The organism is Kitasatospora sp. NPDC101157, from assembly GCF_044768255.1.
In the GTDB taxonomy this organism is placed as follows: Bacteria; Actinomycetota; Actinomycetes; order Streptomycetales; family Streptomycetaceae; genus Kitasatospora.
Genome location: NZ_JBIWPL010000002.1, coordinates 491,040 through 513,129, shown reverse-complemented (window position 1 = coordinate 513,129; position 22,090 = coordinate 491,040). Strand labels below are relative to the sequence as shown.

Below are 22,090 nucleotides of genomic sequence, written 5' to 3'. Positions count from 1 at the left end.
TCCGGCTCCTTTCGTCCGCAGTCCTCGTCAGGCGGATCAGCGGGTGGGCGACGTCCTGCGGGCCCGGTCCTGCGTCAGGTCAGCGTCCAGCGGAGCGGCGGCGCGCAGGATCCGGAGGCCGCGACCGTCGCACAATATCCCTTGTCCAGTGGGAGGTTGCTCAGTTTCCACAGATCCACGGTGATCGGCAGCGGGCCCGGGGTGCCGGAGCCGAGCCGGCGCGGGACGGGCAGGTCGGCGGCCTTGGCGTACGCCTCCCGCCAGGTCCACCGGTGGTAGAAGGCGTACCGCCCGGCGGCCGGGGGCAGCTTCGCGATCTGCCGGGCCTCGGCGGGCCCGAGGAAGCGGGCGGCCATCGCGCGGTGGTCGAGGTCGGCGCGGACCTCCTCCAGGTCGACTCCGACGGTGCCGGTTCGGGTGACGGCGATCAGCGCCAGGTCCCCCGAGTGGCTGAGGTTGAAGTCCAGCGCCCCGGGGTGCGGTGCCGCTGCCAGCCGGGGGCGGCCGCGGGTGGTGCGGTCCAGGCGCAGGGCGGCGGGTGCCCGGCCGGTGTAGCGGGCCAGGACGGTGCGCAGCGCGCCGTGCGCGGCGACGAAGCGGGCGCGCTCGACCGGCAGCCGGCAGCGGTCGGCCCGGGCCCGCTCCTGAGGGTCGAGCAGCTCCGCGTACCGGCGCGCGACCGGCTCGGGCGGGTCGAGCCGGGTTCGCCAGACGTGCACCTCGCCCTCGGCGAGGCTCGGCACGGCGGGGCCGGGCGGCCACCGGTCGGGCGGGTGAACGTCGGACCGGTGCGCGTCGGACCGGTGCGCGTCGGACCGGTGCGCGTCGAGCGGGTGCACGTCGGATGGGTGCAGGTCGGCCGGCTCCACGTCGGCGGGGTTCAGGTCTGCTCGGTTCAGGTCTGCTGGGTTCACAGGGCGACGGCCCCTGCGATCCGGTCGGTCGGCCGGCGCAGCAGCCGGGACAGTTCGTGCAGGACCTCCCGTTGGGCGGAGTGGAGGAAGAAGTGGCCGCCGTCGAACATCCGCATCGTGAAGGTGCCGGTGCTCTGCCGGGCCCAGGCGGCGAGTCCCTCGGCGTCGACGTGCGGGTCGGCGCGACCACCGAAGGCGGTGATCGGGACGGTCAGCGGCTCCTGCGGCCGGTGGGTGTAGCAGTCGTTGAGCTGGAAGTCGGCCCGCAGCCCGGGCAGGACCAGCCGCATCACCCGGGCGTCCGCCAGCAGGCTCTCCGGGGTGCCGCCCAGCTCCCGGATCCGCTCCAGGAACTGGTCCTGCGGCAGGTGGTGGATCAGTGGCCGGTTGTGGCTGAGCTGCGGGGCCCGGCGCCCGGAGACCACCAGGTGGTCGGGGGCGGGGGCGCCGAGCTCGCGGAGCCGGCGGGCGAAGGAGAACGCGATCAGCGCGCCCATGCTGTGGCCGAACAGGGCGTAGGGGGGCCGGCAGTGGTCGGCCAGGGCCTCGGTGAGGTCGGGCAGCAGGTCCTCGACGTCGGTGTAGGCGGGCTGGAAGATCCGTGACTCGCGGCCGGGCAGCCGCACCGCGCACACCTCGACGTCGTCGGGCAGGGCGCGCGGCCAGTCGGCGAAGGCCGAGCTGCCGCCTCCGGCGTAGGCGAAGCAGATCAGCCGGAGCCGGGCGCCGGGGTTGGGCTCGGTCCTGACCACCCAGGGGCCGCCGGCCGCCGTCACCGCTTCCGGTCCTCTCCGGCCGGGGCCTGTCGGCCCGGGGCGTGGACGGTCAGGTAGTCCGGGTCGCCGGGGACGTCGGTGAGGTCGGCCTCGAAGAGCGTCAGCCCGTCCTCGCCGGTGAGCCGGCGGAACCCGGTGAACTTGTAGGTGATCAGCATCATCCGGTTCCGCCCGTTGGGCAGGTACTCGGCCAGCAGGCGGACGCCGGCCTCCCGGGCGCGGCGGCGCAGGTGGTTGATGATCACCCCGCCGACGCCGCGGGACATCACCCGGCAGGACATCAGCAGCAGCTTGACGGTCCAGGCGTCCGGGTCCTTGGCGAGCAGCACCAGGCCGATGGTCCCGTACGGGCCGTGCCGGTCCTCCAGCCGGGCGACCAGCAGTTCGTGGGTGTCCGAGCGGCGGAAGGCGTCGAGCTCGTCGTAGGAGTAGGTGTAGCCGGTGGTGTTGAGCTGGTGGGTGCGGACGGTCAGTTCCTCGGCCCGGCGCAGGTCCTCCTCCTGAGCGGGGTGGATGGTGAGGGTCATGCCGAGGGTGGCGAGGAAGGCCTCCTGCGGGCCGGTGAACTCCTGCTCGACCCGGGTGCGCTCCTGGTCGGCGCGGTACATCTCGCGGCGCCGGGCGGAGTCGTCGGTGACGAACCGGGGCGAGAACTCCGGCCGGTCGGCGAGGCCGGCGGCCTCCGCCGCGTCGAGGACCAGCAGTTCGGGGATCTCGAAGGAGACCTCACCGCGTTCGAAGGCGTCGTCGTCGACGAAGGCGAAGGCGTCCAGGCCCAGGTTGAGCGAGGTGGCGATGGAGCGGATCGACGAGGACTTCGCGTTCCAGTTGATCTGCGGGTAGAGGAAGTAGTCGAGCAGCCCGTGCCGGCGCAGCGCCGCGGTGGCGGCCTCGTGGTCGTTGCGGCTGGCGATCGAGTGCAGGATGCCGCGGCGGTCGAGTTCGACGATGACCTCGCGCAGGCCGGGGCGCAGCGGCGCCTCGCCGTCCTCCAGCAGGATGCCGTCCCACACGGTGTGGTCGAGGTCCCAGACGACGCACTTGACGGTCTTGGCGGGCTTGTCGGCGGTGGTGCCGTCCTGCCGGCCGGCGGTGCCCTGGGAGGTCATGCCGTCACCCTTTCGGTGGGGGTGGTGCGCTGGCGGGAGTGGTAGGCGGATTCGGCGATGGTGGTCTGCTGGAGTTCGGTGCTGCCCTCGATGATCTCCATGACCTTGGCGTCCCGCAGGTAGCGCTGGACGGGGTGGCCGTCACCGCAGCCCTGGGCGCCGTGCACCTGGACGGCGTCCGAGGCGGAGCGGAACGCGGTGCGGGAGGCGTGGTACTTGGCGAGCCAGGTGGCGTGCAGGCTCTCGGCGGAGCGGTCCTGCCGCAGCCAGCCGGCCTGCTGGCAGAGCAGCCGGGCCGCGGCGGTACCGGTGGCCATGTCGGCGATCATCCGCTGGACCAGCTGGTGGTCGCGGAGCCGTACACCGAAGGTCTCCCGCCGGTCGGCGTGGTCCAGGGAGGCGTCCAGGCAGGCCTGGGCGAGGCCGACGCAGCCCCAGGCGACGCTGTAGCGGCCCAGTTCGAGGGCGCTCGCGGCGACGGCGGCGAGTCCGAAGCCGGGCCGGCCGAGCAGCGCATCGGGGGCCACCAGGCAGTCCACGAGGCTGAGTTCGGCGAGCATCGAGGCCTTGGTGCCGAGAACGCCGGTGACCGGCCGGACGGTCAGCCCGGGGGCGTCCCGGGGCACCAGGAAGGCGGTCTCCCGGCCGTCCAGCCGGGCGAACAGCAGGTACACGTCGGCGCGTTGGCCGAAGGTGGTCCAGCGCTTCTCGCCGGTGAGCCGGAAGCCGCCGTCGGTGCGCCGGGCGGTGGTGCTCAGCGCCTTGACGTCGCTGCCGGCGCCGGGCTCGGTGAGTGCGAAGGCGCCGATCGCGGCGCCGGTGGCGAACTTCGGCAGCCAGTGCTCGCGCTGCCGCTCGCCGCCCCACCGGGCGACGGCGTACGAGGCCATGCCGTGCACGGTGACCAGGCTGCGCACGGACGAACAGCCGCGGCCGAGTTCCTCGTTGAGCAGGCCGAAGGTGATCGGGTCCAGGTCGGTGCCGCCGTACCCGGCCGGGACGGCGGCACCCAGGAGGCCGCGGGCCGCGAACTCCTTGAGGAACTCCTCGGGGAGGCGCTCGGCGCGGTCCCAGGCGTCCGCGTGCGGGGCGACGGCCTCCCGGGTGAAGGCCTCGTACTCCTCCCGCGCCGCGGCCTGGCGCTCGGTCAGTTGTACTCGGATGGCCATCGGTCCCTCTCCTGCGTGGTCTCTGCGGTCGGAAGGTCACGGGAGGGTCAGGAGTGCTGGGCGGCGGCGCCGACAGCGGCGCGCTTGCGGCTGACCAGCGCGTCGATGGCGCGCACGGTGTTGAAGTTGGCCATCTCCAGGTCGTCGTCCTCGACGGTGATGCCGAACTCTCCCTCGACGAACAGCACCAGCTGCATGATGAAGAGCGAGTTGACGAATCCGGTGGCGAAGATGTCCTCGTCGTCGGCGAGCCGGTGCTCGCCGAAGAACTGGGCGAGGAAGGCGAGGATCTGCGGCTTGTGGTCGGCCGTCGTCATGGCGGGCGGTTCCTTCTTCTCGTTCGGGTGCCGGTGATGGCTGGGGCTGGGGCTGGGGCGGGGACGTGCGGTCAGGCCAGGGTGGTGGCGTAGCTGTAGAAGCCCTGGCCGCTCTTGCGGCCGAGCAGGCCGGCGTCGACCATCCGGACCAGCAGCGGGCACGGCCGGTACTTGCTGTCGCTGAACGCGGTGCAGAGGCCCTGGACGGACTGCAGGATGGTGTCCAGGCCGATCAGGTCGGCGGTCTCCAGCGGGCCCATGGTGTGGCCGAAGCAGGTCTTGAAGATCCGGTCGACCTCCTCGGCGCCGGCCACGCCCTCGTGGACCAGGTAGACGGCCTCGTTCACGGTGAGCATCAGGACCCGGTTGGTGACGAACCCCGGCGAGTCCTCCACCAGGATTCCCTCCTTGCCGAGTCGGGCCAGCAGGGCGCGGGCGGTGTCCACGGTCGCGGCGGAGGTGTGGTGGCCGCGGATCATCTCCACGGTCGGCTTGAGCGGGACGGGGTTCATGAAGTGCATCCCGAGCACCCGGTCGGGCCGGGAGGTGGCCGCGCCGATCCGGGTGATCGGGATGACGGAGGTGTTGGCGGCGAACACCGTGCGCTCCGGGCAGACCGCGTCCAGGCGCTCGTACACGCCCTTCTTCAGACCCCAGTCCTCGGTGATGTTCTCGATCACGAAGTCGGCCTCGTCGAAGCCCTCGTAGTCGGTGGTGAGGCTGATCCGGGCGAGGACGGTCCCCCGGTCCTCCTTGGGGCCCTTGGCGCCCAGCACCCGGCCGAAGCGCAGGCCCTGGGCGATGGTCCGCTCGGCGGCGGCGAGGATCTCCTTCGTCCGGTCGACGAGCAGGACCCGGTGGCCGGTCTGGGCGAGCGCCTGGGCCAGACCGGTGCCCATGACACCGGCGCCGACCACGCCGACCGTGTGGATGTCAGACATCTGCTGTGCTCCGCTTCTGTTCGGCCGGGGTGCCGGGCGTCGAGGTGCCGTCCCCGGGGGTGTCGGTCGTCGGTCCGCTGTCGGTCGTCGGTCCGGTCTCGGTCGTCGGTCCGCTGTCGGTCGTCGCCGCGGTGTCGAGGCGTCGGCGGAGGGCGGCGGCCTGTTCCGCCACGGTCAGCGTCTCGAAGAGGGCGTTCAGCGGCAGGTCGACGCCGAACCGGCGCCGGATCCGGGCCGCGAGCTGGAGGCCGAGCAGCGAGTGGCCGCCGAGCTCGAAGAACTCGTCGTGCACGCCGACGCGTTCCAGGCCGAGGAGTTCGGCCCACAGCCGGGCCAGGGCGGTCTCGGTGTCGTCCCGGGGCTCGGTGTACGCGGTGAGGATGCCGGGGCGCGGATGGACGGCGGCGTCGTCCGCCGGTCCGTCCGCCGGGGCGCCCACCCGGTGGGCGCGGATGTCGGCGAACACGGCGTCCAGGTCCTTGGCGACCACGGCGACCTGCGGGCCGAGCCCGGCGGCGAGCAGCCGCAGCAGCGCCTCGACGCCCTCGGCGGGCCGGATGCCCTGGTCCAGGTGGTCGCGCAGCGGTCCGCCCTCGCCCGGTCGTCCGGGGGCGGTGGTGGCGGGCGGGAAGCGGTAGGCGGCGGTCTCGCGGGAGGTCCCGTCGCGCAGCGCTTCGAGCCGGGTCTCCAGGTCGGCGACGCGCTTGAGGACGAAGTCCTCGACCCGGACGGTCTCCAGGCCGGTCTCGTCCAGCAGGGTGAAGTCCGCGGTGAAGGTCTCCTTGCCGCGGCGGTCCGCCTCGTGGAAGCGGTGGTGGCTGTAGATCCGGCGCGGCAGCGGGGCGAGCAGGGTGAGGCGGCCGTAGCTGAGCGGGATCCGGAACTCCTCGGCGAGGTTCATCCCGTGGAAGCCCGCGCCGAGGTCGAGCAGGGAGGGGTGGAGGGCGATCCGCTCCAGGTCGCCGCCGAACTCGGCGGGCAGTTCGAGCTCGGCCAGCGCCTCCTTCTCGCCGAGGTGCACCCGGCGCAGGCAGCGGGAGCGCGGGCCGAAGCCCATCGGGCCGGTGTGGGTGACGGCACCGAGGTCGCGCATGCCGGCGCGGGCGATCAGCTCGGCGACGTCGTGGCGGCGGCGCGGGGCGGCGTCCTCGCCGACCGGGCCGACGGCGCCGGTCACATGGACCTGCCAGCCGTCCTCCTCGGCCGGGTCCTGGCCGGCACCGCTCTCCCGGCTGACCACGGCGAAGCGTGGCGGGCTGTGCCGCTTGTCGAGGACGACCCGCAGTTCGCGCCGCTGGTCCTCGCCGATGACCACCGGGGAGAGGAAGGTGACCTCGTCGAGCACCGCCCGGGCGTCGCCGCTCTGGTGCTCGTGGACGGCGCGGGCGAGTTCGAGGTGGCCGGTGCCGGGGACGACGGCGTTGCCCGCCATCCGGTGCTCGTCGATCAGCCAGGAGGTGGCGACGCTGAGCGCGACGGAGTAGACGGCGACGGCCTCGTCGTCGCGCAGGCAGGCGTCGAGCAGCGGGTGGTCGACGGGGCCGGTACGGCCGTCGGCGGGCCGCTCGGCACCGGCGCCGATGGTGCGGAAGGCCATGCCGACCTCCTGCCAGCCGTCCCAGTTCACCGACACGGTGCGCGGGCCGCCGGTGGCCTCGTTGTGCTGGGCCAGGGCGTCCAGGAAGGCGTTGGCGGCAACGTAGTCGATCTGCCCGACGCCGCCCGTCAGGGCGAGGCTGGAGGAGCAGTGGACGGTGAAGTCGGGGGCGAGCCGGCGGGCGAGCGCGTCGACCACCAGGCCGCCGCGGACCTTGGGGTCGAGCACCCGGTCGGCGGCCTCCGCGGTCTTGAGCTGGGCGAGTCCGGCGGCCGGGACCCCGGCGGCGTGCACGATCCCGTGGACGGCGCCGAACCGCTCCACCGCCTCGTCGGCGATCCGGTGCATGGCGGCGGAGTCGGTGACGTCGGCGGCCGCGGTCATCACCTGGGCGCCGAGCCCTTCGAGTTCCAGCACGGCGCGGATCCGCTCCCCCGCCGCCGCGTCCTCGCAGCCGTCGGCGAGCAGGGTGTCCCAGCTCTCCCGGGGCGGCAGCGGGGTGCGGCCGACCAGGACGAGCCGGGCCCGGGCGGCGGCCGCGAAGTGGCGGGCCAGGGAGAGGCCGACGCCGCCGAAGCCGCCGGTGATCAGGTAGACACCGTCCTCGCGCAGCGGGGTGCGGCCGTCCGCGACGGCCTCCACCCGGACCGGCCGGTGGGTGCGCTGCCAGCGGCGGCGGCCGCGCAGGGCGGTGAGCGGCCCGGTCGGCTCGTCGAGGAGTTCGGCGTACAGCAGTTCGGTGTCCTCCGGCGTCCAGCCGCGGCCGGGCGGCAGGGAGAGGTCGACGGCCCGGCAGACGGTGTCGGGCTGTTCCAGCGGCAGGACCAGGGCCGGGCCGGTGACGGTGGCCTTCTCCGGGGCGACGGGTTCGGTGCCGAGCACCGCGAAGGCGTCGCTGGAGACCACGGCGAGGTCCAGCGGGGCGCCGGGGGCGGTGGCGGTGAGGGCCTGGTCGAGCCGGAGGAGGCTGTGGAAGCCGCGCGCCAGGGTCTCCTCGGCGGAGCGGCGCGGGCCGACGCTCCACAGGTGGACGATCCGGTCCGGCGGGCCGCCGTCGGCGGTGATCCGTTCGACCAGCCGCCGGTGGTCTGCGGCGCTTCCGGGGGCCAACTCGTACGCGGCGTACCCGAGTTCGCGCCAGACCAGGCCCGCCCGGACGGTGGTGACGCGGTGGCCGTCGGCGCGCAGCCGGGTGGCGAGCGCCTCGCCGACGCCCTCCTCGTCGGTGAACAGCAGCCAGCTTCCGGCCGCCGGGGCGGTGGCGGCCGGGCGGGGCGGCAGCGACTCCCAGACCGGGGTGTGGAACCAGTCCGCGAGGTCCGCCCGGCGGGCGAGCGAGGGCGCGGCCTTGCGGGGTGCCGGGTCGATCCAGTGCCGGGTCTCCTCGAACGGGTACGGCGGCAGGGCGACCCTGGCGGCGTCGTTGCCGCCGCTGACGGCGGGCCAGTCGAGGTCCACGCCGGCGGCCCACAGCCCACCGGCGGTGTTCAGCAGGAACCGCTCCTCCCCTTGCCGGTCGAAGCGGCCCGGCATGGAGGCGACGGCCACGCCTGGCGCGGCGGACGCGGGCCGCAGCTGCAGGGCCAGACTGGTCAGGGACTGGCCGGGACCGGTCTCCAGCAGGACCCGCCCGGGCTGCTGCCACAGCCGGCCGATGCCGTCGGCGAAGCGGACCGGCCGGCGCAGGTGCCGCACCCAGTAGGCCGGGTCGGTGACCAGCTCGGCGTCGGCCCAGTCGCCGGTGACGTTGGAGACGTACGGGACGGTCGGCGGGTGGAGGGTGACCCCGGCGGCGAGCTCGGCGAACTCGGCCGCGATCGGATCCATCATGTGCGAGTGGAAGGCGTGGGTGGTCTGCAACTGCCGGGCGGCGACGCCGTCCGCGGCGAGCCGGGCCTCCAGCGCGCCGACCGCCTCGGCGGTGCCGGCCACCACGCACAGCGCGGGCCCGTTGACGGCGGCCAGCGAGAGGTCGTCGTCCAGCAGGCCGAGGACGCGCTCCTCGGGCAGCGGCACGGCCAGCATGGCGCCGGCCGGCAGGCCGTCGATCAGCCGGGCGCGGTGCGCGACCAGCTTCAGGGCGTCGTCCAGCGAGAGGACGCCGGCCAGGTGCGCGGCGGTGTACTCGCCGATGCTGTAGCCGATCAGCGCGCTCGGCCGCACCCCCCAGGACTCCCAGAGCCGGGCCAGCGCGTACTCGACGGCGAAGGTCGCGGGCTGCGCGTAGCGGGTGCGGTCGAGCTCCGTGCGCTCGGCGGCGGCCGGGCCCCCGCGCAGCATCCGGCGCAGGTCGGGGCCGGCGGGCGGGCTTCCCGGCGCCCCGGCGGGGTGGAGCAGCTCGCGCAGGTCGATGCCGAGGTGCGGGCGGAAGCCTTCGGCGCAGCGGTCGAGGGCGTCGCGGAACACCGGTTCGGTGGCGTGGAGTTCGCGCCCCATGCCGATGCGCTGCTCGCCGAGGCCGGGCAGGACGAAGGCGACCTGGCGGGGCGTGCCGTCGTGGTGGCCGGTGCGGACGGCGTTCGGGGCGCGCTCGCGCAGGGCGCGGGCGGCCTCGGCGGTGGACTCGGCGATCAGGAAGCGGCGGTGGCCGTAGTGGCGGCGGCCGGTCTGCAGGGTGCGTGCGGTGCCGGCCAGGTCGGGGGCGGTGGCGCCGTCGAGGCGGTCGGCGAGCCGGTCGGTGGCGGCCTCCAGGGCGGCGGCGGTGCGGGCGGTGACCGGCAGCAGGACGCGGGCCCGGCCGGGTGTGCGCCGGGCGGGGGCGGGGGCCTCCTCCAGGACGACGTGGGCGTTGGTGCCGCCCATGCCGAAGGAGCTGACGCCGGCCCGGCGCGGTGCGGGCCCGGCCGGCCAGTCGGTGAGCCGGGTGTTGACCCGGAACGGGACGGCGTCGAAGTCGATGGCCGGGTTGGGGACGTCGAAGTGCAGGCTCGGCGGGATCTGCCGGTGCTGGAGCGCCAGCACGGTCTTGATCAGCCCGGCGACGCCGGCCGCGGCGTGGGTGTGGCCGATGTTGCCCTTGACCGCGCCGATCGCGCAGCTCCCGGGGGCGAGGCCGCGGAAGACCTGGGTCAGGGCCTCGATCTCGATCGGGTCGCCGAGCGGGGTGCCGCTGCCGTGCGTCTCGACGTAGCCGATGGTGGCCGGGTCGACGTCGGCCACGTCGAGGGCGGCGCGGATCACCCGGGCCTGGCCGGCCACACCGGGGGCGGTGAAGCCGATCCGCCGGGCGCCGTCGTTCCCGACCGCCGAGCCCTTGATCACGGCCCGGACGGGGTCGCCGTCGGCGAGGGCGTCCTCCAGCCGCTTGAGCACCACCATGCCCGCGCCGTTGGCGGCGACGGTGCCCTGTGCGGTGGCGTCGAAGGGCCGGCAGTGGCCGTCGGCGGAGAAGATCCCGCCGGGCTGGAACAGGTAGCCCTGGTGCTGGTGGGCGCGGACCGTCGCGCCGCCCGCGAGCGCGGTGTCGCAGGCCCCGCTGAGCAGCGCCTGGCAGGCCAGGTGGACGGCCACCAGGGAGGTGGAGCAGGCGGACTGGACGGTGAGGGCCGGGCCGGACAGATCGAGTTTGTAGGCGATCCGGGTGGCCAGGAAGTCCTTCTCGTTGGCGATGTTCCGGGCGAACACCTCGCCCGGGTCCCCGCTGTCGATCCGGCCGTCCACGTGGTCGACGTAGCTGTTGTAGTAGGTGCCCGCGTACACCCCGACCGGGCCGGGCACGGCGAGCGGATCGTGGCCGGAGTCCTCCAGGGCCTCCCAGGCGCACCGCAGCAGCACCCGGTGCTGGGGGTCCATCAGGTCGGCTTCCTTCGGGCTCATGCCGAAGAAGTCGGCGTCGAAGCGGTCCGCGTCCGCCAGGACGCCCTGGGCGGCGACGTAGTCGGGATCGTTGCGCAGGGCCTCGGGGACGCCCTGGGCGGCGAGTTCCTCGGGGGTGAAGAAGGTGATCGACTCGGTGCCGGTGCTCAGGTTCTCCCAGTACTGCTCGGGGCCGTCGGCGCCGGGGAAGCGGCAGGCGAGGCCGATGACGGCGATCTCCAGGCCGGTCGTGTCGTCGCTGTGCTCCATCAGCCGTTCTCCTTCCGTGTGCCGGCCCGCCGTTGGTCGAGCTGGCGGCGCAGCCGGTCACGGCCGCGGTCGAGCCGCTCCCGGGCCCCGGGGGCGGCGGCGCCGGGGCCGCCGGGCCCGCCGGGCTCCTCGGCCAGGTGCGCGGCGAGGGTCTCGACGGTGGGGCACATGGTCAGTGTCAGCAGCGGTACCTCGCGGCCGAGTTGCTCGCCGAGCCGGGCGGAGACGCGCTTGAGCAGCAGCGAGTTGCCGCCGAGGTCGAAGAAGTTGTCCTCCACGCCGAACTCCTCGGTGCCGAGCACCTCGGACCAGACGGCGGCGATCCGCCGGGCCAGGGGGTCGGCGGGGGCGGCCCGGTGGCCGGGCGCGGCGGCGGCCGTGGCCAGGCGTTCGGCGAGCCGCAGGCGCTGCACCTTGCCGGTGGGGCTGCGCGGGACGTCGTCGACGACGAACACCCGGCTGGGGACCTTGAAGTCGGCGAGCCGCTCCCGGGCGTACTCGCGCAGGTCCCGCTCGACGACCAGGGCGCCGGGTTGCGGGACGACGGCCACCGCGACGTCCTCGCCCAGGGTGGGGTGCGGGACGCCGAAGGCGACGGCGAGCCTGACGGTGGGGTGGCCGGCCAGGACGTCGTCGATCTCGACCGGGGCGACCTTGGAGCCGCCCCGGTTGATGATCTCCTTGCTGCGGCCGACCACGTACAGGTAGCCGTCCTCGTCGAGCCGTCCCTCGTCGCCGGTGCGCAGCCAACCATCGGTGAAGGCACGGGAGTTGGCCTCCGGGTTGGCCTCGTAGCCGGCCATCACGTTGGCCCCGCGGATGGCGATCTCGCCGGACTCGCCGACCGGTACGGGCTGCCCCGCCTTGTCCAGCACGGCGACCGGTCCGCCCACCGGCAGGCCGACCGAGCGGAGCTTGCGCCGGCCGGGCGGCAGCGGGTTGCTGGTGACCAGCGAGCCGGCCTCCGTCATGCCGTACGCCTCGATGACCGGGGCGTGGAAGGCCTCCTCCAGGGCGGTCAGGGTGGGGCCCGGCAGCGGCGCGGAGGCGGAGCGGATGAACCGGAGCCGACTCGCTGCGAGGACCTCGCGGTGGTCGTCGGCCACGGACAGCAGTGCCTGGTGCATGGCCGGCACGGCGGTGTACCAGGTCGGGCGGAACCGCTCCAGCCAGGTGTAGAAGCCGGTGTCGCTGAAGCCGGGGGTGCAGACGATTCCGGCGCCGCGGACCAGGGTGGCCAGCAGGGTGCTGGTCAGGCCGTGGGCGTGGAACAGCGGCATCGGGTTGAGGCAGAGGTCCTGCTCGTCGAGGGCGAAGGCGGCGCCGGTGTTGCGGGCGGCGACGTGCAGGTTGGCGTGGGTGAGCGGGACGAGCTTGGGCCGGTCGGTGGTGCCGGAGGTGTGCAGGATGAGGGCGGTGTCCTCCGGGCCGGCGGGGCCGCCGTCGGCGGCGGCGACCGGTGCGCCCGGGTCGGCGCAGTGCAGCTCGAACTCGCCCGCCGGGGTGCCGGGCCGGGAGCTGAGCTCGATGATCCGGACACCGAGCCGCCGGGCGACCGCCACCGCGGCCGAGTCGTCCCCGGCCTCGACCAGCAGGGCGTCGGCCCGCATGTCGGCGAGGTAGAAGGCGAACTCCTGCTCCCGGTAGGCGGGGTTGAGCGGGGCGCTCTGGGCGTACGCGGCCGTGCCGAGGAACGCGGTGGCGAGGTCGGGGCCGTTGGGCAGCACCAGGGCGACCCGGTGGGGACGGCCGATTCCGAAGGTGTTCAGCGCCTGCCCGATCTCCTCGGTCCGCTCGGCGAGCGCCCGGTAGGTGAGCGGGGTCCGGTCGGGTGCGAGGAGGGCGGCGGCGTCCGGCCGGGCGGCGGCCCGGTCGGCGATCAGGCGGCTGAGGCCGGTGATCGGGGCGTCCTCGGTCACGGTCATCTCCCAGTTGCTTCGTTGGTCGGGGTTCAGCGCGTCGGTGGATTCCGGGGTTCAGCGCGTCGGCGGTTCGGCCACCGCCCAGGCGGTGGGCGTCCGGCCGGCGGTCGTCCGGGTGCCGGTGCGGACCAGGGCTCGGCGGGGGCCACCGTCCGGCGGGTCGGCTCCGGCGATCTCGACGGTCAGGCGGTGGGGTGCCGTGTCGCCGGCGGCGTGCAGGCGGTAGCGCCGGGGCGGGATCCGGACGAAGCCCAGGCCGGAGGCCTTCGCCAGGGCCTCCTTGACGCACCACAGGTGCAGCGGACGGACCACCGGGCCGCAGGCCCGGCGCAGGGCGTCGAGCTCGGCCGGGGTGCCGAAGCGGTGCAGGTTGCGCTCGGCGGTGGCCCATTCGGTCTCGGCGTCGACGCCCGGCCCGGCCGGTGCCGCGCCGTCGGCCGGTTCGGCCCGGCGCAGCGCCACCACCACCTGCTCGGCGGTGTGTGCGACGGAGAACTGCACGGCGGGCCGCAGGGCGGCGCCGTCCCGGCTGACCTGCCGGACGGCGCCCGGGCCGGCCAGCCCGATCCGCCGGTGCGCGTCGGGCAGGTCGGGCACCCGGCCGAGCCGGACCAGGCCGGTCCTCAGCGTCTGCCGGGCCGCGTACCACTGGTCCTGGCGGGCGGCGCCGGTGTGGCCGCTGCGCCGGTGCGCGGCCTGTGCCGCGCCGCGCCGCACCTCGTCCCGCAGCAGCCGCACGCCGGTCACCGCCGTACGGGGAGGGGTTCGCGCACCACGTCCGCCAGGCCGCGCACGCCCGGCCCGGCGGTGGCCGCGTACCGGATCGCGCGGAGCACGCCGGGCAGGAAGGCGCGGCGGTCGGCCATCCGGTGCAGGACCTCGACGTGTTCGCCGCTGCCCGCCGCGACCACCCGGTGCTCGCTGAGAGCGTCGCCGAGGCGGAAGGAGGTGATGTCGGGGGCGGGCGCGCCGGGGCCGCGGGCGCCCTGCCAGGCGGCGGCGAGGTGACGGGCGGTGCTGCTGGGGCGGTCCTGCTTGCCCGCGAAGTGCAGGTCGCCGACGCCCGCGTTCCAGCTGTCGTCGCTCTGGGCGGCGAGGTCCTCGACGAAGCGGGTGACGGCCAGCAGGGCGAGGCTGTAGTTGGCGGCGACCACGACGGCGTGGCTGCGGCCGACCTCCGCCAGCAGCCGCTGGTGACGGTCGCCGAGGCCGCTGGTGCCGATGACCAGCGCGCAGGGCACGGCGCGGGCCTGGTCGAGCAGCTCGGCGGTGGCCTCCTCGGCGGTGAAGTCGACGACCACCGGATCGGGGTCGGGGAGGTCGGCGAGGCGGTGCACCACCGGTGCGGGCGGATCCGTTTCGGCCGGTCCGGGTGCCGGGGGCCGGAGGCTGAGCCGGGCGGACAGCGCCAGGTCGGGGGCGTCCAGGACGGCCTGCCGGACGACGCCCGCCATCCGGCCGGTCAGACCGCAGACGGCGACGGGGACGGTCATGCGCCGACCGCCTCCTGGACCAGGCCCATCCGGCGGGCGAGTTCGTTCTCGACGACGCGCCGGCCGCCGAACCAGGCCTGGAGGGCGGCGTCGGGCCGGTCGGCCTCGGCCACCGGGGCGTCTTCGAGGCCGAGTTCGGTGGCCATGTCCTCGGCGGTCCGGGCGGCCCGCCGGATCAGGTCGACGGCGCTCAGCAGGGTGGCGAGGGCGGCCTGGCCACCGGGCCCCTCGTCCTTGAACCCCGCCCCGAACCGGGCGGCGGCCGAGGCCAGCGAGACCTCGATCTCCAGCTTGCTGAGCTCGTGGGCCAGGTACTGGGAGGTGGAGAGCGCCTCCACGCCCTCACCGGTCCGGGCCAGCGCCCGGCGCAGGTCGGCGACGACCCGGGCGGGCCAGGCGAGCGCGCGGCGGGCGAACGCCCAGGCGTACGCGTCGAGCGCGGCCGTCAGCTCCCCGTCGGACGCCCAGTCGACCGGGCGGGACAGCGCGGCGGCGGGCGCGCCGTCGAGTTCGGCCCAGCCCCAGCCGACGGCCCGGCCCGCGCCGTGCAGCCGGACGCCGGCCGCGTCGTGCGGGACCAGCGCCAGCCGCGTCCCGCCGTCCAGCCGGACCGGGACCAGGGACGCCTCGGCGTCCTGGACGGCGTACCGGTAGCGGCCGGTCAGCAGCGTCCGGCCGCCGTCCCGGTCGGCCCGGACGGCGGGGGCGGTGAGGCTGAGCAGGGCGTTGGGGGTGAACAGGCCGAGCGAGGCCGTGACGTGGCCCGCGCGGATGTCGTCGAGCAGCGGGACGGTGGCGTCGAAGGCGTCGAGCAGCGGCAGGACGCCGTGCACCTGTTCGGTGAGCGCGGCCGCCACGGCGAACGGCCGGGTCTCCCAGATCCGGTCCAGGGCCTCGTCCAGCGCCTCCGCCGGTGACAGGCCGGCATCCGCGGAGGCTCCGGCAGTGGGCGGCAGGTCGAGGCCGCGGCCGGTCAGCAGCCCGCGCAGGGCGGCGAGGGCCTGGTCGGCGGCGGTCATGCGCGGCCTCCCTCGGCGAGCCGGGCGCGGACGAACCGGACGATCGAGTCGACGGAGTACAGGTGCTCGGGGTCGGCCTCCGGGTCGATCACGGCGTCGTAGCGCTGCTCCAGCACCTCCATCAGGTTGATGTAGCCGATGGAGTTGACGCCGGCCCGGTCGAGTTCGCCGTCCGCGGCGCGCAGGTCTGCGACGGTGACGACCCGTCCGGTGGCCGTCTCGACGAGCAGTTCGATCTCCTCGCGCAGGTCCGTTCCGGTGCGGGCCGCCTCGTCGGCTGTGCTGCTGCTCATGCGTGCTTCTCCAGTTCCTGGGCGGTGCCGTCGGCGGCGCGGACGTCCTGGACCAGGCGGCGCAGTTCGGTCATCCGGGCCTTGCCGACGGTCGATCGGGGGATGGCGGGGAGGAAGGTCACCCGTCCGGGTACCTTGAACGGCGCGAGGCGGGCGCGGCAGGCGTCGACCACCTCGGTGCGGCCGATCCGTCCGGTGCCGGCCAGTGCGGCGTGCAGGACGGTCTCCCCGTTGGCGTCGGTGTCGGCGAACACGGCGGCGTCGGTGACGCCGTCGAGGGCGAGCAGGGTGCGTTCGATCTCGGCCGGGTCGATCTTCCGGCCGGCCAGGTTGATCGGTCCGCCGAGCCGGCCGGTGACGAACAGCCGTCCGTCGACCAGGTGGCCGAGGTCGCCGGTGCGGTAGTAGCCGTCGGCGTCGAGCCGGTCGGCGAACGCGCCGGGGGCGTTCAGGTAGCCGGCCGCCATCGAGGCGGTGCGGACCCTCACCTCGGACTCCCCGGTGGGCAGTTCGACGGCCTTGACGGAGACGCCGGGCAGGGCGGTGCCGAGCCCTTCGGAGCGGTCCGGTTCGCGTTCGTAGGTGCAGGGGCCGGTCTCGGCGATGCCGTAGTAGTCGGCGATCCGCACGCCGTACCGGGACTCGAAGCCGCGCCGCACCTCCGGGTCGAGGACGGCGGCCGCGGAGACGGCCCGGGTGACGGTGGCGAAGGCGTCGACGTCGGCCCGGGCCACGTCGGCGAGCAGCCGGTAGGCCAACGGGAAGGCCACCAGCCTGGTCGCGGCGGCGCGGGTGACGGCCCGGGAGATGCCGCCGGAGGTGGGCAGGCCCTGGTAGAGGTGGAGTTCGGCGCCGGCCGTGAAGACCGGCAGCAGCGAGGTGTTGAACGCCAGACCGTTGGTGAAGCCCGCCAGGCACAGCACCCGGTCGCCGGGGCCGAGGCCGGTGCCGGCCGCCCAGGTGTCGGCGGCGGCGATCACCGCGTCGGCGGTGAACTCCAGGCACTTGGGGGCGCCGGTGGTGCCGGAGGTGAACCGGCAGGTGGCGGTGGACGGCCGGGGTTCGGGTGCCCCGGTCGTGGCGGGCAGCACGGCCAGCGACAGCGTGCTGTCCGGGACGGCCCAAATCTCGCCGCCGAGCGGGAACGGCTCCTTGCCGTCGAACAGGAAGGCCGGGACGCCGCAGCTGGTCCGGATGCCCTCCAGTTCGGCGGCCCCGAAGGTCGCGTCGATCAGGAACGGCAGCCGTCCGGCCACCAGCAGGGCGTAGTACGAGACCAGGTAGTCGATGCTGTTGGCGGCGTGCACGCCGACGTTGACCAGGTCCGGTCCGAGCAGCGCGTCCAGGGTGCCCGCGCGTTCCCGGACCAGGGCGGCGAAGTGGGTGTAGGTCAGTTCCCGGCCCGCCGCGACGACGGCCCGCCGATCGCCGTGCCGGTCGCAGGCGGCCAGGAACGCGGCGCCGAGCCGCCGCCCGTCAGCCACGGCGGGCTCCTTCCGCTCCGGCGGGCGCGAGTTCGAGCTCGGCCCGGCAGGCCATGCTGTGGTTGGCGATGGTCAGCATGGTGGTCTGGCTGCCGCCGGACATCCGGAAGCCGCGCAGCTGGGCGTGGGCGCGCAGCGAGGGGCTGTCCCACATGTAGCCCGCCCCGCCCTCCAGGTCGGTGGCGAGGACGGCCAGTTCGTTGGCCTTCTCCACGCAGAACCACTTGAGTTCGGCGATCTCGGGCACGGTGCTGCCCCCGGCGGTGACCCGCAGGTACGCGTCGGCGATGCCCGCCTCCATCAGTTCCTGGTGGGCGCGGGCCCGGGCCAGCGCGTGGGCGTTGACCGGCCAGGCGCCGAGCGGGCGGCCGCCGAGACTGCGCCCGCGCACGTAGCCGGTGATGTGCTCCAGCAGCGCGCGGTGGGTGAAGAAGGCGTCGGCGGCGATCAGCAGGCGCATCCGGGACATCACCCGGTTCCAGCGCATCAGCTGGCTGATCCCGCTGCGCGAGACCACCTGCCCGGCGGCGACCCGGACGCCGTCGAACTCCACCAGGGCGGAGTCGACGCTGCGGGTGCCGAGCTTGTCGTACACCTCGGCGACCCGGACGCCCGGGGTGGTCTTCTCCACCGCGATGATCGCGGGCGCGCCGTCCAGGACGGCGCTGACGAAGCACAGGTCGGCGGTGGCGCCGTTGATGACGAACTTCTTCCGGCCGTGGATGACGACCTGGTCGCCCTCGGTGGTCGCCGTGGTGGGCTCCTCGGGGGACGGGTCGGTGTCGCACTGGCAGGCCACCAGGTCCCCGGTGGTCAGCCCGGGGAGGTAGCGGTCGCGCAGCGCCTCGTCCCGGGCGGACACCAGCCACTCGCAGGCGATCTCGTTCTGCACGTGCATCGCGAGGGCGATGCCGCCGTCCCGGGCGCCGGCCAGCGCCTCGCCGAGGACCAGCGCGCCGAGCAGGCCCAGGCCCTGGCCGCCGAGTTCGCGCGGCAGCGACACGCCCATGAAGCCGTTCGCCGCGAGGTCCTGCCAGGTCTCCCGGCGCAGGTGCCCGTCGGGCGAGGTGCGCCACTTGTCGAGCCACTGCGGGGTGAAGTGATCTGCCGCCCGGGCCCGCAAATCGCGGTGACCGTCCGTCAGTTGAGCGGACAGGATGCCATTGCTCAGCATGGGAACCACACACTGCTCTCTCTGGTCGAACCTCGGCTCGGAGGTCGGTTCGGGCTGCGGGTCTCGTCCGTGGCGCGGTCAGCCGGTCGGCTGCCGCGGGTCCCGTCCGTGGCTGTAGGCGATCGGCGCCCGGTCCCACTTGACGGCGTTCTCGTCGGCGATGCCGACCGCTGTCACGTAGATGACCTCCTCCTCGTCCGCCAGCCGCGCGAGTCCGGCGATCCGGCCGGCGTCGAACCCGCCGAGGCAGGTGATGCCGACGTGCTGCGCGGCCGCCCCGAGGCACAGGCGCTGGGCGGCGCTCGCGGCGTGGAAGTGGAGTTCGGCCAGCCCCTGCTGGCCGCGCTCGCCGAGGAGTTGGCGCACCGGCGCGTGCAGCGCCACCAGCGCGGCGCAGCCGGCCGCTACGCCCTGGTTCATGCAGGCCGCGACCACCGCCTCCTCCGAGCCGCCGTCGCCGCCGGCCGGCAGCAGCCGGTGGCCGGCCGGGTCGTACTCGTAGGCGCCCGGGGCGAGGCCGTCCACGTTGCGGACCAGCACCCGCAGGCCGGCCAGCGGGCCGTCCGCACAGTCGACGGCGATGCCGCCGCGGACGGCGGCCAGCGCCCGTCCGAGCGCGTCGGCCTCGACCGGCTTCGCCAGAAAGCCCTTGGCGGACTGCCGGCTGAGCACGACCCGGCCGAAGTCGTCGAGGGCGCCGGTGTCGTCCGGGCCGGCCAGCGTCACCGGGGCTGCGGCGCAGGAACGGCTGCCCACCGCTCGCACCGAGGCGGTGGTGCCGAACCGCAGGGGAAGGCCCCGGGGCTGGTGGTAGGTGCTGACCGGGCTGACCAGGTCCCACGCCTCGCGTTCGGGGCCGTCGGGCTGTTCCAGGCCGCGTCCGCCGTCGTGCCACCAGATCGGTACGGCGAAGGGGTTGGCCGTCCGGCCGTCGGTCGCACCCGGGCGGACCTCGGCGGGCGCGGTCAGGGTGACCAGCGCCTGGGGTTCCCGGCACAGGTTCTCCAGGCCGAACAGCCGGGAGAGCGCGCGGCGGTCGAAGCGCAGCCGGACGGTGGGGTCGAAGCCCGCGTCGGCGGCGGCCAGGGCGATGTTGGTGGCGGCGTGGGCACTGTCCAGGTGGGTGTAGAGGTAGCCGCGCCGGCCGTACTTGCGCATCGCGTACCAGGGCCGGGCCACCACCGCCACCACCGCGGCGGGCAGTTCGGAGCTCGCGTCCGCGCCTGCCGTCGGCGGGCCGGACGGAGGTGCGGCGGTCAGGATGCCGGCCATCTCGTGGCGGCCGACGGCGGCCAGCCGGCGGAGGCTGCAACCGGCCGCGTCGTAGTGGTAGAGGGCGTAGTCGCGGCCGTCCTGGAAGGCCACCAGGACCTCGAAGGGGTAGAGCGCCCCGGCGGACGGCGTGGTCCGGGCCCGCATCAGGGTCTTGCCCTTGGTGATCACCGCGCCCGAACGCTCACCGTAGCCCAGGCCGAGGGCCTCGGCGATCCGCGTCCACTGGACGCTCGTCCCGGGACCGGTGTGATCGGCGGCCGGGGAGACCGTCCCCAGACTCGATCGCAGGCGCGTCTCGTTCCAGAACCCGGCCAGCAGCGGATTGGTCAACTCTTCGACGCCCATAGGTCCTCTCGCGTTCTCGGATCGGTGGTGCGGCGCCTCGCACAACGGGATCGGCCCCGGCTCAGGTCGCGCTCCGGGCCGGGCCCCCGGCCGGCGCTGACCTGCCGGATCGCGGCTCGGTGCATCGGAGGGACAGCCGTGGAACAACCCCCTACCCGTCGCTGAACACCACGGTCCGTCTCTCATCGCGGGACGGTGCCGATCACTCAGCGGCCATTTGCCAACCAATCAGCCGACCGCCGAGGCTGTCCAGCGAACGCCGATGGCTCAGTCCGGCCATGGCCCCGACCGGCCATCGGCGCACGCGCCGGGGACCGTCCCGCGGTGTGACGCAGGCCACAGTCCGATCACGTCCGGCAACTGAGATGCGGGGTTGTTCCAGGTACGGGCCGTGAAGGAGCATGGTTGCGATTCGTACACGCGGCGCAACTGGCCGTGCGTATGGCCCGGGGAGGGCGCGCGCACCGGCCGGGGCCGCCGCGGGGTGTGTCGAGCAGAGCTGGGGGGCCGCGCATGCAGGTTCAGTCCGACCGGCGCCAGCCGTCGTTACCCGAGGCCCAGATGGGCCGGATCCTCGACTCGGCCCGTCAGGCGATCGGCGAACTCGCCTGCACGGTCGAGGCGTTGGGGCGCGAGCTGGCCGAGGTCCACACTTCGGCGATCCCCGCCCACCTGGACCGCCTGGGCGGCCACGGGGTGGAGGTCTTCCGCGGCGAGGCGGCGGTACGTCAGCTGCTGGAGGACGCCACCACGACCGTGCGGGGCCAGGTCCTCAGCATGAACCCCGGCGCGCCGCCTCCGGCGCCGCTCCTGGTCGCCGGACGGCGCCGGGACGAGGAGGTGCTGGGCCGGGGCGTGTCCATCCGGGCGATCCACAGCGAGTCCATGCTCCGGGTCCCGCGCGGCCGGGCCCACCTGAAGGCGCTGCGCAAGGCCGGCGGCCGGATCCGCATCTCCGCGACCCTCCCCTACCGGCTGATCGTGCTGGACGCCAGCCTGGCCTTCGTCCCGCCGCCGGGCAGCGGCGACGGCGCCGAACCCGCCCTGGTGGTGGTCCGCAACCCCGACCTGGTCAGCCTCTTCGTGCAGACCTTCGAGTTCTGCTGGCAGGAGGCCCGCCCGGCCGAGGTCGCTCCGCCGCCCCGCCAGGGGCCCACCGCGCGCCAGTACCAGGTTTTGCGGCTGATGCAGCTCGGGTACAAGGACGAGGCGATCGCCCGCGAGATCGGCGTCTCCTCGCGGACGATGCGGCGCATCGTCCGCGAGCTCTTCGAACAGCTGGACGCCACCGGCAGGTTCAGCGCGGGCATGGCCGCACAGGCCCGCGGCTGGCTCGTCCCCCCGCGCTCCCGGGAGGGCTGTTCCTGACCCGCCCCGCGCACCGCTCAGCTCTCGACGGCGGTGGGCCCCGCGGCGGGTTCGACGGCGGCGGGTCCGACCGCGAGGGCCAGACCGGGGACGACCTCGGCACCGGGCAGCGCGGCCAGCGCCGCCCCCGGGAGGATCAGCTTCCCGCGGCGGCGCCCGCTGCCGACCAGGACGTGCGGCGCCGCCGCCACCGCCTCGTCGACCAGCAGCGGCCATCCGTCCGGGAGTCCCACCGGCGTGATGCCCCCGTACTCCATCCCGGTCGCCTCGACCGCGGCGTCCATCGGGGCGAACGAGGCCTTGCGCGCCCCGAGGTGCTTGCGGACCGCCTGGTTCACGTCCAGCCGGGTCGTGGCCAGGACGACGCACGCGGCCATCGTGACCTCCCCGCCCCGCTTGGCGGCGACCACCACGCAGTTCGCCGAGTACTCCAGCGGCGCGTCGTAGGTCTCGCAGAACACCGCGGTGTCCGCCTTCTCCGGGTCGGTGTCCACGTACAGCACCGCCCCGGCCGCCTCCGGCGCGTCCCAGCCGCCGAGCGCCTCGGCCACCGGCGGGGCCAGCTCGCTCCGCACGTCGAGTGCCGGGCGGACGGTCGGGAACTTCCCGAAGGGAGGCGTCACTTGGTCGCTCATGCGAGCACCCTAGCGAACGCCCGCCGCCCGCAGCCAGTCAACCCCACCGGGACGACCGTTGACGACGAAGGACTCCGGGCTCGCTGACGGATGATCAGCTGCTGGTCCGGATCGAGGGCGGGAACGCGGTAGCGCCTGTCCGGGCACGCGGGGCGGCGGCCCGGAGCGGTGTGCTCCGGGCCGCCGCGCGCGGG

Annotated in this window: 17 protein-coding genes; 1 reads left to right on the top strand and 16 read right to left on the bottom strand. The window is 74.9% G+C overall.

The window, feature by feature from the left end; all coding sequences use genetic code 11:
* Positions 1–74: 74 nt before the first annotated feature.
* The 15 genes from ACIRVF_RS05645 to ACIRVF_RS05575 form a co-directional block, all read right to left on the bottom strand.
* On the bottom strand, positions 75–914 hold the full coding sequence (locus ACIRVF_RS05645) for a 4'-phosphopantetheinyl transferase family protein (protein WP_402814127.1): 840 nt from the start codon (positions 912–914) through the stop codon (positions 75–77).
* Positions 911–1,690, bottom strand: a complete 780-nt coding sequence (locus ACIRVF_RS05640) for a thioesterase II family protein (RefSeq protein ID WP_402814124.1) — start codon at positions 1,688–1,690, stop codon at positions 911–913. The genes ACIRVF_RS05645 and ACIRVF_RS05640 overlap by 4 nt, the downstream gene beginning before the upstream one ends.
* Complete coding sequence (locus ACIRVF_RS05635) at positions 1,687–2,799, bottom strand: HAD-IIIC family phosphatase (protein WP_402814121.1); 1,113 nt, start codon at positions 2,797–2,799, stop codon at positions 1,687–1,689. The genes ACIRVF_RS05640 and ACIRVF_RS05635 overlap by 4 nt, the downstream gene beginning before the upstream one ends.
* Entirely contained in the window at positions 2,796–3,968 is a 1,173-nt protein-coding gene (locus tag ACIRVF_RS05630) for an acyl-CoA dehydrogenase family protein (protein ID WP_402814119.1), read from the bottom strand. The genes ACIRVF_RS05635 and ACIRVF_RS05630 overlap by 4 nt, the downstream gene beginning before the upstream one ends.
* Positions 3,969–4,015: 47 nt before the next feature.
* Positions 4,016–4,285, bottom strand: coding sequence for an acyl carrier protein (locus ACIRVF_RS05625; protein WP_402814116.1), 270 nt, complete (start codon positions 4,283–4,285; stop codon positions 4,016–4,018).
* A gap of 71 nt (positions 4,286–4,356) precedes the next feature.
* Entirely contained in the window at positions 4,357–5,226 is an 870-nt protein-coding gene (locus ACIRVF_RS05620; protein ID WP_402814113.1) for a 3-hydroxyacyl-CoA dehydrogenase family protein, read from the bottom strand.
* A complete protein-coding gene (locus ACIRVF_RS05615) occupies positions 5,219–10,888 on the bottom strand; it encodes an SDR family NAD(P)-dependent oxidoreductase (RefSeq protein WP_402814110.1) in 5,670 nt (1,889 codons plus the stop codon). Before ACIRVF_RS05615 ends, ACIRVF_RS05620 begins: the two co-directional genes overlap by 8 nt.
* Positions 10,888–12,813, bottom strand: coding sequence for an AMP-binding protein (locus tag ACIRVF_RS05610; protein ID WP_402814106.1), 1,926 nt, complete (start codon positions 12,811–12,813; stop codon positions 10,888–10,890). Before ACIRVF_RS05610 ends, ACIRVF_RS05615 begins: the two co-directional genes overlap by 1 nt.
* Positions 12,814–12,864: 51 nt before the next feature.
* Positions 12,865–13,557 (bottom strand): 4'-phosphopantetheinyl transferase superfamily protein, encoded by a 693-nt coding sequence (locus ACIRVF_RS05605; RefSeq protein WP_402814104.1) that lies wholly within the window; start codon positions 13,555–13,557, stop codon positions 12,865–12,867.
* Positions 13,554–14,303, bottom strand: coding sequence for a 4-hydroxy-tetrahydrodipicolinate reductase (locus ACIRVF_RS05600; protein WP_402814101.1), 750 nt, complete (start codon positions 14,301–14,303; stop codon positions 13,554–13,556). The genes ACIRVF_RS05605 and ACIRVF_RS05600 overlap by 4 nt, the downstream gene beginning before the upstream one ends.
* On the bottom strand, positions 14,300–15,322 hold the full coding sequence (locus tag ACIRVF_RS05595) for a hypothetical protein (protein ID WP_402814099.1): 1,023 nt from the start codon (positions 15,320–15,322) through the stop codon (positions 14,300–14,302). The genes ACIRVF_RS05600 and ACIRVF_RS05595 overlap by 4 nt, the downstream gene beginning before the upstream one ends.
* The gene (locus ACIRVF_RS05590; protein WP_402814097.1) at positions 15,319–15,615 is read right to left on the bottom strand and encodes a hypothetical protein; all 297 of its coding nucleotides are present in this window, start codon (positions 15,613–15,615) and stop codon (positions 15,319–15,321) included. The genes ACIRVF_RS05595 and ACIRVF_RS05590 overlap by 4 nt, the downstream gene beginning before the upstream one ends.
* Complete coding sequence (locus ACIRVF_RS05585; protein WP_402814094.1) at positions 15,612–17,099, bottom strand: class I adenylate-forming enzyme family protein; 1,488 nt, start codon at positions 17,097–17,099, stop codon at positions 15,612–15,614. The genes ACIRVF_RS05590 and ACIRVF_RS05585 overlap by 4 nt, the downstream gene beginning before the upstream one ends.
* Positions 17,092–18,273, bottom strand: a complete 1,182-nt coding sequence (locus ACIRVF_RS05580; protein ID WP_402814092.1) for an acyl-CoA dehydrogenase family protein — start codon at positions 18,271–18,273, stop codon at positions 17,092–17,094. Before ACIRVF_RS05580 ends, ACIRVF_RS05585 begins: the two co-directional genes overlap by 8 nt.
* Positions 18,274–18,351: 78 nt before the next feature.
* The gene (locus tag ACIRVF_RS05575) at positions 18,352–19,893 is read right to left on the bottom strand and encodes a nitroreductase family protein (RefSeq protein ID WP_402814089.1); all 1,542 of its coding nucleotides are present in this window, start codon (positions 19,891–19,893) and stop codon (positions 18,352–18,354) included.
* Between the two features lie 513 nt (positions 19,894–20,406).
* Here ACIRVF_RS05575 and ACIRVF_RS05570 point away from each other — a divergent pair.
* Positions 20,407–21,261, top strand: a complete 855-nt coding sequence (locus tag ACIRVF_RS05570) for an erythropoiesis-stimulating protein (protein WP_402814086.1) — start codon at positions 20,407–20,409, stop codon at positions 21,259–21,261.
* Between the two features lie 17 nt (positions 21,262–21,278).
* On the opposite strand, the gene ACIRVF_RS05565 is transcribed toward ACIRVF_RS05570, so the two are convergent.
* Complete coding sequence (locus ACIRVF_RS05565; RefSeq protein ID WP_402814083.1) at positions 21,279–21,896, bottom strand: YbaK/EbsC family protein; 618 nt, start codon at positions 21,894–21,896, stop codon at positions 21,279–21,281.
* Between the last annotated feature and the right edge of the window lie 194 nt (positions 21,897–22,090).

Coding starts and splice junctions, on each gene's coding strand:
- ACIRVF_RS05635 (WP_402814121.1), bottom strand. CDS start 2,799: ATGACCTCCCAGGGCACCGCCGGCCGGCAGGACGGCACCACCGCCGAC.
- ACIRVF_RS05630 (WP_402814119.1), bottom strand. CDS start 3,968: ATGGCCATCCGAGTACAACTGACCGAGCGCCAGGCCGCGGCGCGGGAG.
- ACIRVF_RS05625 (WP_402814116.1), bottom strand. CDS start 4,285: ATGACGACGGCCGACCACAAGCCGCAGATCCTCGCCTTCCTCGCCCAG.
- ACIRVF_RS05620 (WP_402814113.1), bottom strand. CDS start 5,226: ATGTCTGACATCCACACGGTCGGCGTGGTCGGCGCCGGTGTCATGGGC.
- ACIRVF_RS05615 (WP_402814110.1), bottom strand. CDS start 10,888: ATGGAGCACAGCGACGACACGACCGGCCTGGAGATCGCCGTCATCGGC.
- ACIRVF_RS05610 (WP_402814106.1), bottom strand. CDS start 12,813: ATGACCGTGACCGAGGACGCCCCGATCACCGGCCTCAGCCGCCTGATC.
- ACIRVF_RS05600 (WP_402814101.1), bottom strand. CDS start 14,303: ATGACCGTCCCCGTCGCCGTCTGCGGTCTGACCGGCCGGATGGCGGGC.
- ACIRVF_RS05595 (WP_402814099.1), bottom strand. CDS start 15,322: ATGACCGCCGCCGACCAGGCCCTCGCCGCCCTGCGCGGGCTGCTGACC.
- ACIRVF_RS05590 (WP_402814097.1), bottom strand. CDS start 15,615: ATGAGCAGCAGCACAGCCGACGAGGCGGCCCGCACCGGAACGGACCTG.
- ACIRVF_RS05580 (WP_402814092.1), bottom strand. CDS start 18,273: ATGCTGAGCAATGGCATCCTGTCCGCTCAACTGACGGACGGTCACCGC.
- ACIRVF_RS05575 (WP_402814089.1), bottom strand. CDS start 19,893: ATGGGCGTCGAAGAGTTGACCAATCCGCTGCTGGCCGGGTTCTGGAAC.
- ACIRVF_RS05570 (WP_402814086.1), top strand. CDS start 20,407: ATGCAGGTTCAGTCCGACCGGCGCCAGCCGTCGTTACCCGAGGCCCAG.
- ACIRVF_RS05565 (WP_402814083.1), bottom strand. CDS start 21,896: ATGAGCGACCAAGTGACGCCTCCCTTCGGGAAGTTCCCGACCGTCCGC.